The organism is Streptomyces sp. NPDC026672, assembly GCF_040638185.1.
In the GTDB taxonomy this organism is placed as follows: domain Bacteria; phylum Actinomycetota; class Actinomycetes; order Streptomycetales; family Streptomycetaceae; genus Streptomyces.
The window spans coordinates 20,310-33,247 of sequence record NZ_JBEZXS010000039.1; the positions used below are offsets into that span (position 1 = coordinate 20,310).

The following is a 12,938-nucleotide window of genomic DNA, read 5'->3' on the forward strand; positions in this document are numbered from 1 at the left end:
AACTTGATGCGAAGCAGCGGCAGCGGCAACAGTGGCGGGCGCGGTAACCACCGCGGTGCCGGCAACAACAGGGACGAGCGGCAGGGGCAGGGCCGTCCTCGCAAGCCCCGCCCCGAGGAGCGCCGCTACGACGTGGGCCCCGGCGCCACCAAGGACGGCCCCAAGTCCGGGCGCGGCGGCGCGGCCCGCGGCGGCGCCAAGGGCGGCCCCAAGCAGGCCCAGCAGCGAGACGGGCGCACGGCACCCGGACGCTCCCGCGAGTACGAGGCCCGGGCCGAGGAGCGCAACCGCGAGCGGTACGCGGACAAGAAGGACGTCCGGCCGCCCAGGACGTTCCCGGGCGCCGAGCAGGAGGGCGAGCGCCTCCAGAAGGTCCTCGCCCGCGCGGGCTACGGCTCCCGGCGGGCCTGCGAGGAGCTGATCGACCAGGCGCGCGTCGAGGTCAACGGCGAGATCGTCACCGAGCAGGGCAAGCGGGTCGACCCGGAGAAGGACGAGGTCAGGGTCGACGGCCTGACGGTCGCCACGCAGTCGTACCAGTTTTTCTCGCTGAACAAGCCCGCCGGTGTGGTCTCGACGATGGAGGACCCCGAGGGCCGGCAGTGCCTCGGGGACTACGTCACCAACCGCGAGACCCGGCTGTTCCACGTGGGCAGGCTCGACACCGAGACCGAGGGTGTCATCCTGCTCACCAACCACGGCGAGCTGGCGCACCGGCTGACCCACCCCAAGTACGGCGTGAAGAAGACCTATCTCGCCGCCATCGTCGGCCCCATCCCGCGCGACCTGGGCAAGCAGCTCAAGGACGGCATCCAGCTGGAGGACGGCTACGCGCGCGCGGACCACTTCCGCGTCGTCGAGCAGACCGGCAAGAACTACCTGGTCGAGGTGACCCTGCACGAGGGCCGCAAGCACATCGTGCGCCGCATGCTCGCCGAGGCCGGCTTCCCGGTCGAGAAGCTGGTGCGCACCGCCTTCGGCCCGATCACCCTGGGCGACCAGAAGTCGGGCTGGCTGCGCCGCCTGTCGAACACCGAGGTCGGCATGCTGATGCAGGAGGTCGACCTCTAGCCGGAGGCACCCCCCCCGCAGCGGCCGGTCCCGGATTCGTCCGGGGCCGGCCGATGCCTTTTCGCCCTCCCGCCGGTCTGTATGACGACGGACGGAGGGAGCGGGCATGACTGCGACGACGGGACCGGACACGGACCGCGAGGAGTTCGTACGGCTGACGGATCCGTACCGGCGGGAGCTGCTCGCGCACTGCTACCGGATGCTGGGCTCGGCGGACGAGGCCGAGGACCTGGTGCAGGAGACGTATCTGCGGGCCTGGCGCTCGTTCGAGGGCTACGAGGGCCGGGCGAGCCTGCGGACCTGGCTGCACCGGATCGCCACCAACACGTGTCTGACGGCGCTGGAGGGCCGTGCGCGGCGTCCGCTGCCCACCGGGCTCGGCGGACCCTCGGAGGCGCCGGAGGGGCCGCTGAGCGCCCCCCTGACGGACGTGCCGTGGCTCCAGCCGCTGCCCGACGCGCTCCTCGACCCGGCGAGCGTCGTGGCCGCCCGCGGCAGTCTGCGGCTCGCGCTGGTCGCCGCGCTCCAGCACCTGCCCGCGCGGCAGCGGGCCGTGCTGATCCTGCGGGACGTGCTGGCCTGGCGGGCGTCCGAGGTCGCCGCGCTGCTCGGGACCTCCGAGGTCGCGGTGAAGAGCGCGCTGCAACGCGCGCGGGCCCGCCTCGACGAGCTGGCCCCCGAGGAGGACCTGGTCGCCGAGCCGGACGACGTCGCCGAACGCGCGGTCCTCGACCGGTACATGGCCGCCTTCGAGAACGCCGACACCGAGGCGCTGGTCGGGCTGCTCCAGGAGGGCGTGGAGCTGGAGATGCCGCCCAACCCCGAGTGGTTCGCCGGGCGGCGCGACGTGCTGCGCTTCCTCACCTCCCGCGGGCACCACCGGCACGGCGCGCTCATGCTGCCGACGCGCGCCAACGGGCAGCCGGCCACGGCGATGTACGCCCGAGACCCGGACGGTGCGGCGCGCCCCCACTCGGTGCACGTCCTCACCGTGCGACGGGGCGCGATCGCCCGGATCACGGCCTTCCGGGACCCCGCCGTCTTCCCCCTGTTCGGGCTGCTCCTGGAGCCCGAACACGCTCTGCTCGTGCTGCCCGGGGAGCAGTCGTGAACGCCGGCGAGCTGCTGGAGCGGGCGCTCGCCTACGCGCTGGGCAGCGTGGCCGAGGTGCGGCCGGGCAGCCTGCGGCGGGCCACGCCGTGCCCCGCGTGGGACCTCGGGGACCTGCTCGGGCACCTCGACGACTCGGTGGACGCGCTGCACGAGGGGCTGACCGGCGGCCGGGTCGGGCCGTACCCGACCGCGCCGGGCGGGGACGTGGCCTGCGCCTTCCGCACCCGGGCCTGCGCCCTGCTCGGCGCCTGGGCGGCCGGGCCGGGGGAGCGCGTCCTGGTGGGCGAACGGGCCCTGGACGTACGGGTGATGGCCGCCGTGGGCGCCGTGGAGATCACCGTGCACGGCTGGGACGTCGCCCAGGCCGCCGGCCGGCCGCGGCCCATCCCGGGCCCGCTCGCCGCCGAACTGCTGTCCGTGGCGCGGTGCGTGGTTGCGGCGCAGGACCGGGGCGTGCGGTTCGCCCCGCCGCTCGCGGTGCCGCCCCACGCCCGCCCGGACGTCCGGCTGCTGGGCTTCCTCGGGCGCCACGGCCCCCCGGAGGAGTGAACCCGCGGCGAAGTCCGGGACGGCGCACGGGGGTTGTGGCGGCGACGCCCGCTCTTTATAGTCGTTACGACTATTAGTCGTGCGCGCGTCGCGCCGGACGGGGGGAGTGGGCGTGACCACACCGCCGGGCTACGACAAACACGCCTTCGAACCCTTCGCCGTCACCGTCGACCTCGCCGTCCTCACCCTGCGCGCGGGCACCCTGCACGCGCTGCTCGTCGAACGCGGACAGGAGCCGTACGCCGGACGGTGGGCGCTGCCCGGCGGCTTCGTGCTGCCCGACGAGTCCGCCGAACGCGCCGCCCGGCGCGAACTCGCCGAGGAGACCGGCCTGTCCGACGTCTCCGGGCTCCACCTGGAGCAACTGCGCACCTACAGCGAACCCGGCCGCGACCCCCGGATGCGCGTCGTCTCGGTCGCCTTCACCGCGCTGCTGCCCGACCCTCCCCCAGACTCCGTCCGGGGGGACCCCCACCTCGCTGCGCTCGAACCGCACGGCGGGGGCGACGCCGCCCAGGCGCGCTGGCTGCCGTACGACACGGCAGGACCGCTCGCCTTCGACCACGACCGCATACTCGCCGACGCCCACCGGCACCTCGGCGCCCGCCTGGAGTCCACCTGCCTCGCCACCGCCTTCTGCCCCGCCGAGTTCACCCTCGGCGAGCTCCAGCGGGTCTACGAGGCGATCTGGGGCACCGCGCTCGACCGGCCCAACTTCCGGCGCAAGGTGCTCGCCACGCCCGGCTTCGTCGAACCCGTCCCGGGCGCCGCCCGGTTGACCGGCGGCCGGGGCAAACCCGCCGCGCTCTACCGCGCCGGCACCGCCACCGTCCTGCACCCGCCCCTGCAGAGATCGTCCCCGGAAGGACGCCCCGCATGACCACACACACCGGTGCGCACCGGCGAGCCGCCACCGGAGCCCTGCTCGGCCTCGCCCTCGGCGACGCCCTGGGCTTCCCCACCGAGTTCAACGACGTGCCCTCCATACTCGCCAAGTTCGGACCCTGGCGGGAGATGGACCTCCCCAGGCCCGCGATCGTCTCCGACGACACCCAGATGACCCTCGCGCTCGGCCGCGGACTGCGCACCGCCATGGACCGCGGCGTGCTCGCGCCCAAGCGGCTGGAGCGGCCCGTGCGCGAGGAGTTCGTCGACTGGTACCAGTCGCCCGAGAACAACCGGGCACCCGGACGCACCTGCATGGTCGCGTGCAACCTCCTGAAGAAGGAGGACCGTCCCTGGCAGGAGGCGAGCCAGATCGACTCCAAGGGCTGCGGCGCCAACATGCGCGTCGCCCCGATCGGACTCGCCCCCGGCCTCAGCGAGGAACAGCGCGCGGGCGCCGCCCAGTTGCAGTCCGCCCTCACCCACGGCCACCCCACCGCCCTGGCCACCTCCGACCTCACCGCCCGCGCCGTACGGCTGCTCGCCGAGGACACCGGGCCCGCCGAACTCCCCGCGCTGCTGCGGGCGTACGCCCACGAGAACCGCACCCGCTACCACCGGGGCTGGCTCGGCGACCTGTGGACCCGCGCGCAGGACCCCACGCCCGAGCACTTCATCGCCCGCGGCTGGGACGACTGCCTGGGCGTCCTCGACCGGCTGGAGGCCGCCCTGCGCGCCCCCGACCCGGAGGCCGACCCCTGCCTGGCCACCGGCGCCGGCTGGATCGCCGAGGAGGCCCTCGCCACCGGACTGCTCTGCTTCCTGCTCTTCCCCGGCGAACCGGTCACCGCCCTGCGCCGGGCCGCGTGCAGCTCCGGCGACTCCGACTCGATCGCCTGCCTGACCGGCGCCTTCGCCGGCGCCCACCACGGCGAGGACGCCTGGCCGACGGCCTGGGCGGACCGGATCGAGTACCAGGGCGACCTGATGACCCTGGGAGCGCTCTGGGACGCTTGAGGCATGATCGACCACCTCCACACCGACCTGGCCCCGGTCATCGCCGGGGAACCCGACCCCGTCGTCTTCGCCACGGTCTCCGGCGCCCATCTGTACGGCTTCCCGTCCGAGGACTCCGACCTCGACGTGCGCGGCGCCCACCTGCTGCCCGCGGCCGAACTCGTGGGCCTGCGCGAGCCCGAGGAGACCAGGGCGCGGACCTGGGTGCGGTACGGCGTGGAGATGGACCTCGTCACCCACGACCTGCGCAAGTTCGTCCGGCTGATGCTGCGCCGCAACGGCTACGTCCTGGAGCAGCTGCTCTCGCCGCTGGTCGTGCACACCGGCGAGGCGCACCGCGAACTGGCCGCGCTGGCCCCCGGCGTCCTCACCGGCCACCACGCGCACCACTACCGGGGATTCGCGGCGACGCAGTGGCGGCTGTTCGAGAAGACCGGCGAACTCAAGCCGCTGCTCTACACCTTCCGGGTGCTGCTCACCGGCATCCACCTGATGCGCAGCGGCCGGGTGCTGGCCCACCTGCCCACGCTCGCCGCCGAATCGGCGCACGCGCCCGGCTACCTGGGCGAGCTGATCGAGGCCAAGGCGCGGCGCGAGCACGGGCTCGCCGACATCGACCACGCGCGCGCGAAGGCCGACGTGGAGCGGCTGCACACCGTTCTCGACGAGGCCCAGGGCGTCTCACACCTGCCGGACGCCCCCACCGCGCGGGACGCCCTGCACGACTTCGTGGTGCGGCTGCGGCTCGACGGCCCCGGCCCGCAGGGCTGAGGCGCTGCGCGCGCGGAACAGGAGGTCCGCCACCCGCCGGCGGTCCGGCTCCGCGGGCAACGGGGAGCGCCGCAGGGCCCGTTCGGCCTCCTCGGCGAGCCGGGCCATCCGCGCCTCGACCTCCGGCCACGGGACGTCGCCCCGCTTCACCGCGAGCAGCGACTCCCGGCGGTCGCCCACGTCGATCCGCAACTCGCCCGTCTCCAGCAGGTCACGGGCGCTCGCCAGCAGCCGCAGCAGGTGCATCGCGTGCTTCCAGCGCGGTGCCCCGTGCATGCGGACGTCGGCGTCGAGCCTGCGGCGCTGGCCGAGCGCGTAGCGGGTGAACGTGTCGTACACGTGCCGGGACAGGAACGCCCCGCGCAGCGCGAGCAGTTCACGGCCCGTGTCGTCGACGTGCTCCACCAGCGGCGAGTGCAGACACTCGAGGACGTTCGGGTTGCCGCGCAGGGCCAGTTCGCAGAAGCGCTCCAGCTCCCAGCCGAACTGCTCCTCGGCCGGGCCCTCCACATGTGTCGGAGGCTTCTCGAAGCGCCAGAACAGGGGGGTGGGGGCGAGGAAGACGCCCCGCCGGTCGGTGTCGCTGTCCTCCGTGGCCAGACCGAAGGCGCGCGAGCCCGTCACACAGGCGTACACCGTGTGGTCGCGGACCAGGTCGTGGGGGTGCATGGCCGCGAGCCTACGGGTCCGCTCACGCCAGGCGAATCGAGTTTCCGTCCACGGTGATGTTCTTCTCGGGCAGCGGCCGGGTCGCCGGGCCGTGGGTCACCGAGCCGTCGGTCACCCGGAACCTGCTGCCGTGACACGGGCAGTCGATGGTGCCGTCCGCGACCCGGTTCACCGTGCAGCCCTGGTGGGTGCAGATCGCCGAGAACGCCTTGAAGCTGCCCTGCGTGGGCTGGGTCACCACGACCTTCACCGCGGGGAAGACCCGGCCGCCGCCCACCGGGACGTCGGCGACCTGCGCCAGCGCCTGCCCGGCGGCGCCCGGTTGACTGGTGGCCGCGGTGGTGGGGGCCGCATCCGTGGGGGCCGGGGACGTCGGGGCCGAGCCGCCGCCGTCCCCTCCGCCGCCGCCGCAGGCCGTGCAGGTCGCGGCCAGCGCCGCCCCGCCGGCCGCGAGGACCGCGCGTCGTGTCGAACCGTCGGTCATGTCGTCACTCCGAACACCGAGGGGGGGAATCGCTCCGAGCGGAGCAGCAGCATCTTGGCACCGGAAAGCCCCAAGAAGAAGTAAATAGCCGCAGGGCGCAACAAAAGGTGCGCATCATCCGTCGGACAGCCCCGCCGGGGGTGTCTCAGCGGGCGGGCGCCGCGCACCCACCGGTCACGGGCTGACTACGCTGGACGCACAGGAGCCGAAGCACACGATCGAACCGAGGAGCAGCGCCGTGGCGGTACGAGCGGTCCGGGGGGCCGTCCAGCTCGAACGGGACGAGGCCGGTCACATGGACGAGCAGGTCGGAGCCCTGCTCGGCGCCGTCCTGGAACGCAACGGACTGACCGCCGACGACCTCATCAGCATCTGGTTCACGGCCACGCCCGACCTGCACAGCGACTTCCCGGCCGCCGCGGCCCGCAAGCTCGGCATCGTCGACGTCCCCCTGATCTGCGCCCAGGAACTCGACATCGAGGGTGCCATGCCCCGTGTCGTACGCATCCTCGCCCACGTCGAGTCCGACCTGCCTCGCGCCGGGATCTCCCACGTCTACCTGGGCGCCGCCGCCGCCCTGCGCAAGGACATCGCCCAGTGAGAACCGCACTCGTCATCGGCACCGGACTCATCGGCACGTCCGCCGCGCTCGCCCTCGCCCGGCGCGGCGTCGTCGTCCACCTCACCGACCACGACCCCGAGCAGGCCCGTACGGCCGCCGCGCTCGGCGCCGGCACCGACGCGGCCCCCGACGGTCCCGTCGACCTGGCGGTCGTCGCCGCCCCGCCCGCGCACGTGGCCGGCGTCCTCGCCGACGCCATGCGCCGGGGCCTGGCCCGCGGCTACATCGACGTCGCCAGCGTCAAGGGCGGCCCGCGCCGCGAGCTGGAGGCGCTCGGCCTCGACCTGACCCCGTACATCGGCACCCACCCCATGTCCGGCCGGGAGAAGTCCGGGCCGCTGGCCGCGAGCGCCGACCTCTTCGAGGGCCGGCCCTGGGTGCTGACACCGACCCGGGACACCGACACCGAGGTCCTGAACCTCGCCCTGGAACTGGTCTCGCACTGCCGCGCCGTCCCCGTCGTCATGGACGCCGACGCCCACGACCGCGCCGTGGCACTCGTCTCCCACATGCCCCACCTGGTCTCCAGCATGGTCGCCGCGCGCCTGGAGCACGCCGAGGAGGCCGCCGTACGGCTGTGCGGGCAGGGCATACGCGACGTCACCCGGATCGCCGCCTCCGACCCCCGGATGTGGATCGACATCCTCTCCGCGAACCCGGGGCCGGTCGCCGACCTCCTCGCGGACGTCTCCGCCGACCTCGACGAGACCGTACGGGCCCTGCGCGCGCTCCAGTCCTCCGACGAGGCCAAGCGGCGGGAGGGCGGCGCCGGGATCGAGGACGTGCTGCGGCGCGGCAACGCGGGACAGGTGCGGGTGCCCGGCAAGCACGGGTCCGCGCCGCGGGAGTACGAGGTCGTGGCGGTGCTCATCGACGACCAGCCCGGTCAGCTGGCCCGGATCTTCGCCGACGCCGGGCGGGCCGGGGTCAACGTGGAGGACGTGCGCATCGAGCACGCGACGGGGCAGCAGGCCGGCCTCGTGCAGCTGATGGTCGAGCCGAAGGCGGTGGGCGCCCTGTCGGCCGCGCTGCGGCAGCAGGGGTGGTCGCTGCGGCAGTAGGGGACCGGCGCCGGTGCGTGCGGTGCCGGGACGGAGGCGTCACCCGAACCCAGTAACCTTGTGCAGGGCACCATCGCGGCCCCCCTCCTCCCGCATCGCACACCAGGAAGGTGTCCCCCCGTGGAAAACGGCGCCGCCCGTCCCGTGATTGTCGCCATCGACGGACCCTCCGGCACGGGCAAGTCGAGCACGTCGAAGGCCGTGGCCACGCAGCTCGGCCTCAGCTACCTGGACACCGGTGCCCAGTACCGGGCGATCACCTGGTGGATGGTGACCAACGGCATCGACCTGGAGGACCCGACCGCCGTCGCCGCCGTCGTGGGCAAGCCGGAGATCGTCTCGGGCACCGACCCGGCCGCCCCGGCCATCAGCGTCGACGGCGTCGACGTCGCCGGGCCGATCCGCACCCAGGAGGTCACCTCCAAGGTCAGCGCGGTCAGCGCGGTGCCCGAGGTGCGCGCCCGGATCACCGAGCTCCAGCGGACGCTGGCCTCCGGCGCCGAGGGCGGCATCGTCGTCGAGGGCCGGGACATCGGCACCACCGTGCTGCCCGACGCCGACCTCAAGATCTTCCTCACCGCCTCCCCGGAGGCCCGCGCCGCCCGCCGCAGCGGTGAGCTGAAGGGCTCCGACGTCCACGCCACCCGCGAGGCGCTGATCAAGCGCGACACCGCGGACTCCTCCCGCAAGACCTCGCCGCTCGCCAAGGCGGACGACGCGGTCGAGGTCGACACCACCGACCTCACGCTCCCGCAGGTCGTCGAGTGCGTCGTCGCCCTCGTCCGGGAGAAGCGGGACACGAAGTGAGCGGGGAGGCTCCCGCGTCGGAGCGCGGCGCCGACGTCGGGCGGCGCATCGGCGTCGGCCTGATGTACGGGCTGTGGAGGCCCCGGGTGCTCGGCGCCTGGCGGATGCCCGAGAGCGGCCCCGCGATCCTCGCCGTGAACCACTCGCACAACATCGACGGCCCCATGGTCATGGGCGTGGCGCCCCGGCCGACGCACTTCCTGATCAAGAAGGAGGCGTTCATCGGGCCGCTCGACCCGTTCCTGCGCGGCATCGGCCAGCTGAAGGTCGACCGCCACGGCACCGACCGCACGGCGATCACCAACGCCCTCGCCGTGCTGGACAACGGGGGAGTGCTCGGCATCTTCCCCGAGGGCACCCGCGGCGAGGGCGACTTCGCCTCGCTGCGCGCGGGCCTCGCCTACTTCGCGGTGCGCAGCGGGGCGCCGATCGTGCCTGTCGCCGTCCTGGGAAGTTCCGAGCGGCGGGGACGGTTGATAAGGGGACTGCCCCCGCTGCGGTCCCGTGTCGACGTCGTCTTCGGCGACCCGTTCCACGCGGACGACGGCACCGGGCGGCGTACGCGCAGGGCGCTGGACGAGGCGACCGAACGCATCCAGAAGCAGCTCACCAGCCACCTGGAAACCGCCAGGCGTCTCACCGGGCGTTAGGCGACACTCGAGTAGTGGATCACCGTTCCGCGGGATTCCACCGATCACCACGATGAACGAGGTACGGACTTCATGAACGACCAGATCCAGCCCGACGGCTCGGCCGAGCACGAGTACGAGCACGGGGCGCTCGGCGACGCCGAGTACGCGGAGTTCATGGAGCTCGCGGCGGAAGAGGGCTTCGACGTCGAGGACGTCGAGGGCGCCATCGAGGCGGCGGGCCACGGCCCGCTGCCCGTGCTCGCCGTCGTCGGCCGTCCCAATGTCGGCAAGTCGACCCTGGTGAACCGGATCATCGGCCGTCGCGAGGCGGTCGTCGAGGACAAGCCCGGCGTCACCCGCGACCGCGTCACCTACGAGGCCGAGTGGTCCGGCCGCCGCTTCAAGGTCGTCGACACCGGCGGCTGGGAGCAGGACGTCCTCGGCATCGACGCCTCCGTGGCCGCCCAGGCCGAGTACGCGATCGAGGCCGCCGACGCCGTGGTCTTCGTCGTGGACGCCAAGGTCGGCGCCACCGACACCGACGAGGCCGTCGTCCGGCTGCTGCGCAAGGCCGGCAAGCCCGTCGTCCTGGCCGCCAACAAGGTCGACGGCCCGAACGGCGAGGCCGACGCCACCTATCTGTGGTCCCTCGGCCTCGGTGAGCCGCACCCCGTCTCCGCGCTGCACGGCCGCGGCACCGGCGACATGCTGGACGCCGTCCTGGAGGCGCTGCCGGAGGCGCCCGAGCAGACCTTCGGCACCGCGATCGGCGGCCCGCGCCGCATCGCCCTGATCGGCCGCCCGAACGTCGGCAAGTCCTCCCTGCTGAACAAGGTGGCCGGCGAGGAGCGCGTCGTCGTCAACGAACTCGCCGGCACCACCCGCGACCCGGTCGACGAGCTGATCGAACTCGGCGGTGTCACCTGGAAGTTCGTCGACACGGCCGGCATCCGCAAGCGGGTCCACCTCCAGCAGGGCGCCGACTACTACGCCTCGTTGCGCACGGCCGCCGCCGTCGAGAAGGCCGAGGTCGCCGTCATCCTCATCGACGCCTCCGAGAACATCTCGGTGCAGGACCAGCGCATCGTCACGATGGCCGTCGAGGCGGGCCGCGCCATGGTCATCGCGTTCAACAAGTGGGACACCCTCGACGAGGAGCGGCGCTACTACCTGGAGCGGGAGATCGAGACCGAGCTGGGCCAGATCGCCTGGGCGCCCCGCGTCAACGTCTCCGCCCGCACCGGCCGCCACATGGAGAAGCTGGTCCCGGCGATCGAGACGGCGCTGGACGGCTGGGAGACCCGGGTGCCGACGGGCCGGCTGAACGCGTTCCTCGGCGAACTGGTCTCGGCCCACCCGCACCCGGTCCGCGGCGGCAAGCAGCCCCGCATCCTGTTCGGCACCCAGGCCGGCACCAAGCCGCCGCGCTTCGTCCTGTTCGCCTCCGGCTTCATCGAGGCGGGCTACCGGCGCTTCATCGAGCGCCGGCTGCGCGAGGAGTTCGGCTTCGCGGGCACGCCGATCCACATCTCGGTGCGGGTGCGCGAGAAGCGCGGCACGAAGAAGAAGTAGCGGAAGAAACAGAAGAAGCGGAAGAAGCAGGGGAAGAAGCGGAGAGCGGATTCGCGGCACGCGAAGAGAGGGGCGGTTCCCGGGTTCCGGGGACCGCCCCTCTCAGTCGTCCCGCCCGCCGGGGGTCAGATGCCCCGGCGCGGTCCGGGCGGCAGCGCCGCCGGGACGTGGTGGTGCATCCCGGTTTCGTCCCGCCTGATCGAGCCGACCCGCTGCCACTGCACCTGCTGCTGTCCGCCGCCGTGCCGGGCGCCGTACGCACCGGCGCTGTAGGCGCTGTACGAGCTGGAGCCGTACGACGTCGAGCCGTACAGGCCCGTGTCGTGCGTGCCGGTGCTGTGCGGGGCGAACCCGAAGGCCACGAACCCCAGCTCCTCCTCGCCGGTGCGGTCGCCCGGCAGTGTCCGGAAGGACTTGACCCACTCCGCGTAGAGCGTGTCGTAGATCGGTGTGGCCGAGGGCCCGCCCAGTGAGTCCTGCGCGCTCCGGGCGGACGGAACGGAGGAGAGGGACGACCGTCGGGGAGAAACGTCATATGCGTGCACGTATGTCCAAACGACCCGAAACGCGAAGGGATGCGGGCGCGGGCGACCACCCCCGAACCCGTGCCCGTCGACGCACCGCACGCCCCGCGGTGCCCACGCGCTCATGTCCCACGGTGCCTACGCGTTCACGTGCCCGCCAGGGGCAGGGTCGCCGCGACGAGCTTGCCGTTCGCCGCCGCCCTGTCGAGCGCGTCCCGCAGCAGGTCCTCCCGCGGCTGACGCCCGATCGACCCGACCGGCGCCGCGAACATGAGTACCTGCTGGTGCTTGTTGGCCGCCGCCCGCCAGCTGTCGGTCACCTGGAGCGGCTGGTGGGCCTGCCACCAGGCCACCGGCTGGCCCCCGTTGACCCCGGGCTGGAGGACCGCGTGCAGCTGGCCGACCGCGAGCAGCACCGACCAGCCGTGCAGCACCGGCGGCACCGTGCTCAGCTCGATCAGCGGCATGAACCCCTGCTCGATGAGGAGCGGAAGGAAGTCGTCACCGACTCCGTTCGTGCCGGGGCGCACGATCGGCGCGGTCGGCTCCACGACGAGCGCCGGGTGCAACTCCCCGGCGATCAGCACGAGTCCGCTGGTCACACCGAGCACCGCCTGCTCGGGCGCGGTCCGGGGCGGGCCGCCCGCGGGCGTGCCGTGGCCGTTGATGGAGCGGACCGCGCCCTGGAGCTGCTCCTCGGTGACCTGGACGACCTGCGAGGGCAGGCAGCCGGCGTGGGCGAAGGCGAGGACGGCGGTCTCGTCCCCGATGAACAGGACGGTGCTGGTGCGCTCCTGCTCGGAGTCGCCCGGGGTGCGGCACGACGTGCAGTCGTAACTGCCCGGGGCGTTCTCTCCGGCGAGCAGCCGGTCGGCTTCTTCGTCGCCGATCTCGGCGCGTACGGCGTCACTGACGTCGAGCATGCGCGGCACGATGGCTCCCTCGGGATGCGGTGCGGTGCGGCCGGGTGGCTCCCGGCCCATGGGTCCCGGGGGTTCCGGGGCTCATGAAGAAGACAACGGGTGATCTGTGGCGGTAGTCACGCCCCGGCGTGAACCGAATCGAACCTTCCGGAGCAGAGCGTCACGCCTGGTGCGGAATCGGGCACTCCACGTCAACTCCGCGCAACAGAAGGGAATTTGAGGCGGTGAAGAGAATCAC

15 protein-coding genes are annotated in these 12,938 nt (G+C 73.3%); 11 read left to right on the forward strand and 4 right to left on the reverse strand.

All coding sequences use genetic code 11. The features are described from left to right. The first annotated feature begins 6 nt into the window (after positions 1-6). From AB0F77_RS33405 to AB0F77_RS33430, 6 genes are all read left to right on the forward strand, one after another. Entirely contained in the window at positions 7-1,071 is a 1,065-nt protein-coding gene (locus AB0F77_RS33405) for a pseudouridine synthase (protein ID WP_361955468.1), read from the forward strand. 106 nt (positions 1,072-1,177) lie between these two features. Further along, positions 1,178-2,182 (forward strand): sigma-70 family RNA polymerase sigma factor, encoded by a 1,005-nt coding sequence (locus tag AB0F77_RS33410; RefSeq protein WP_361955470.1) that lies wholly within the window; start codon positions 1,178-1,180, stop codon positions 2,180-2,182. Next, positions 2,179-2,733, forward strand: a complete 555-nt coding sequence (locus AB0F77_RS33415; RefSeq protein ID WP_361955472.1) for a TIGR03086 family metal-binding protein — start codon at positions 2,179-2,181, stop codon at positions 2,731-2,733. Before AB0F77_RS33410 ends, AB0F77_RS33415 begins: the two co-directional genes overlap by 4 nt. 112 nt (positions 2,734-2,845) lie before the next feature. Next, on the forward strand, positions 2,846-3,613 hold the full coding sequence (locus tag AB0F77_RS33420) for an NUDIX domain-containing protein (protein WP_361955474.1): 768 nt from the start codon (positions 2,846-2,848) through the stop codon (positions 3,611-3,613). Continuing rightward, a complete protein-coding gene (locus AB0F77_RS33425; RefSeq protein WP_361955476.1) occupies positions 3,610-4,635 on the forward strand; it encodes an ADP-ribosylglycohydrolase family protein in 1,026 nt (341 codons plus the stop codon). Before AB0F77_RS33420 ends, AB0F77_RS33425 begins: the two co-directional genes overlap by 4 nt. Positions 4,636-4,638: 3 nt before the next feature. Then, positions 4,639-5,406, forward strand: coding sequence for a nucleotidyltransferase domain-containing protein (locus AB0F77_RS33430; RefSeq protein WP_361955478.1), 768 nt, complete (start codon positions 4,639-4,641; stop codon positions 5,404-5,406). On the opposite strand, the gene AB0F77_RS33435 is transcribed toward AB0F77_RS33430, so the two are convergent. Together AB0F77_RS33435 and AB0F77_RS33440 are read right to left on the reverse strand one after the other, a co-directional pair. Beyond that, positions 5,317-6,075 carry a nucleotidyltransferase domain-containing protein gene (locus tag AB0F77_RS33435; RefSeq protein WP_361955480.1) on the reverse strand — a complete coding sequence of 253 codons (759 nt, stop codon included), beginning with the start codon at positions 6,073-6,075 and terminating at the stop codon, positions 5,317-5,319. The two genes, AB0F77_RS33430 and AB0F77_RS33435, sit on opposite strands and share 90 nt — an antisense overlap. Before the next feature lie 22 nt (positions 6,076-6,097). Then, positions 6,098-6,559 (reverse strand): Rieske (2Fe-2S) protein, encoded by a 462-nt coding sequence (locus AB0F77_RS33440; protein ID WP_361955482.1) that lies wholly within the window; start codon positions 6,557-6,559, stop codon positions 6,098-6,100. Positions 6,560-6,797: 238 nt separating this feature from the next. On the opposite strand from AB0F77_RS33440, the gene aroH reads away from it, so the two are divergent. The 5 genes from aroH (at position 6,798) to der (ending at position 11,253) form a co-directional block, all read left to right on the forward strand. Then, positions 6,798-7,160 (forward strand): chorismate mutase, encoded by a 363-nt coding sequence (aroH, locus tag AB0F77_RS33445; protein ID WP_361955484.1) that lies wholly within the window; start codon positions 6,798-6,800, stop codon positions 7,158-7,160. Further along, on the forward strand, positions 7,157-8,242 hold the full coding sequence (locus AB0F77_RS33450) for a prephenate dehydrogenase (RefSeq protein WP_361955486.1): 1,086 nt from the start codon (positions 7,157-7,159) through the stop codon (positions 8,240-8,242). Before aroH ends, AB0F77_RS33450 begins: the two co-directional genes overlap by 4 nt. A 120-nt stretch (positions 8,243-8,362) precedes the next feature. Beyond that, on the forward strand, positions 8,363-9,049 hold the full coding sequence (gene cmk, locus AB0F77_RS33455; protein WP_361955488.1) for a (d)CMP kinase: 687 nt from the start codon (positions 8,363-8,365) through the stop codon (positions 9,047-9,049). Continuing rightward, positions 9,007-9,699 carry a lysophospholipid acyltransferase family protein gene (locus AB0F77_RS33460; protein ID WP_361955490.1) on the forward strand — a complete coding sequence of 231 codons (693 nt, stop codon included), beginning with the start codon at positions 9,007-9,009 and terminating at the stop codon, positions 9,697-9,699. Before cmk ends, AB0F77_RS33460 begins: the two co-directional genes overlap by 43 nt. Before the next feature lie 72 nt (positions 9,700-9,771). Beyond that, on the forward strand, positions 9,772-11,253 hold the full coding sequence (gene der / locus AB0F77_RS33465) for a ribosome biogenesis GTPase Der (protein WP_361955492.1): 1,482 nt from the start codon (positions 9,772-9,774) through the stop codon (positions 11,251-11,253). A gap of 125 nt (positions 11,254-11,378) precedes the next feature. Here the strand turns inward: der and AB0F77_RS33470 are convergent, their stop codons facing one another. After that, positions 11,379-11,798, reverse strand: a complete 420-nt coding sequence (locus AB0F77_RS33470) for a hypothetical protein (RefSeq protein WP_361955494.1) — start codon at positions 11,796-11,798, stop codon at positions 11,379-11,381. A gap of 125 nt (positions 11,799-11,923) precedes the next feature. Next, entirely contained in the window at positions 11,924-12,709 is a 786-nt protein-coding gene (locus AB0F77_RS33475; protein ID WP_361955496.1) for a hypothetical protein, read from the reverse strand. Positions 12,710-12,938 lie beyond the last annotated feature (229 nt).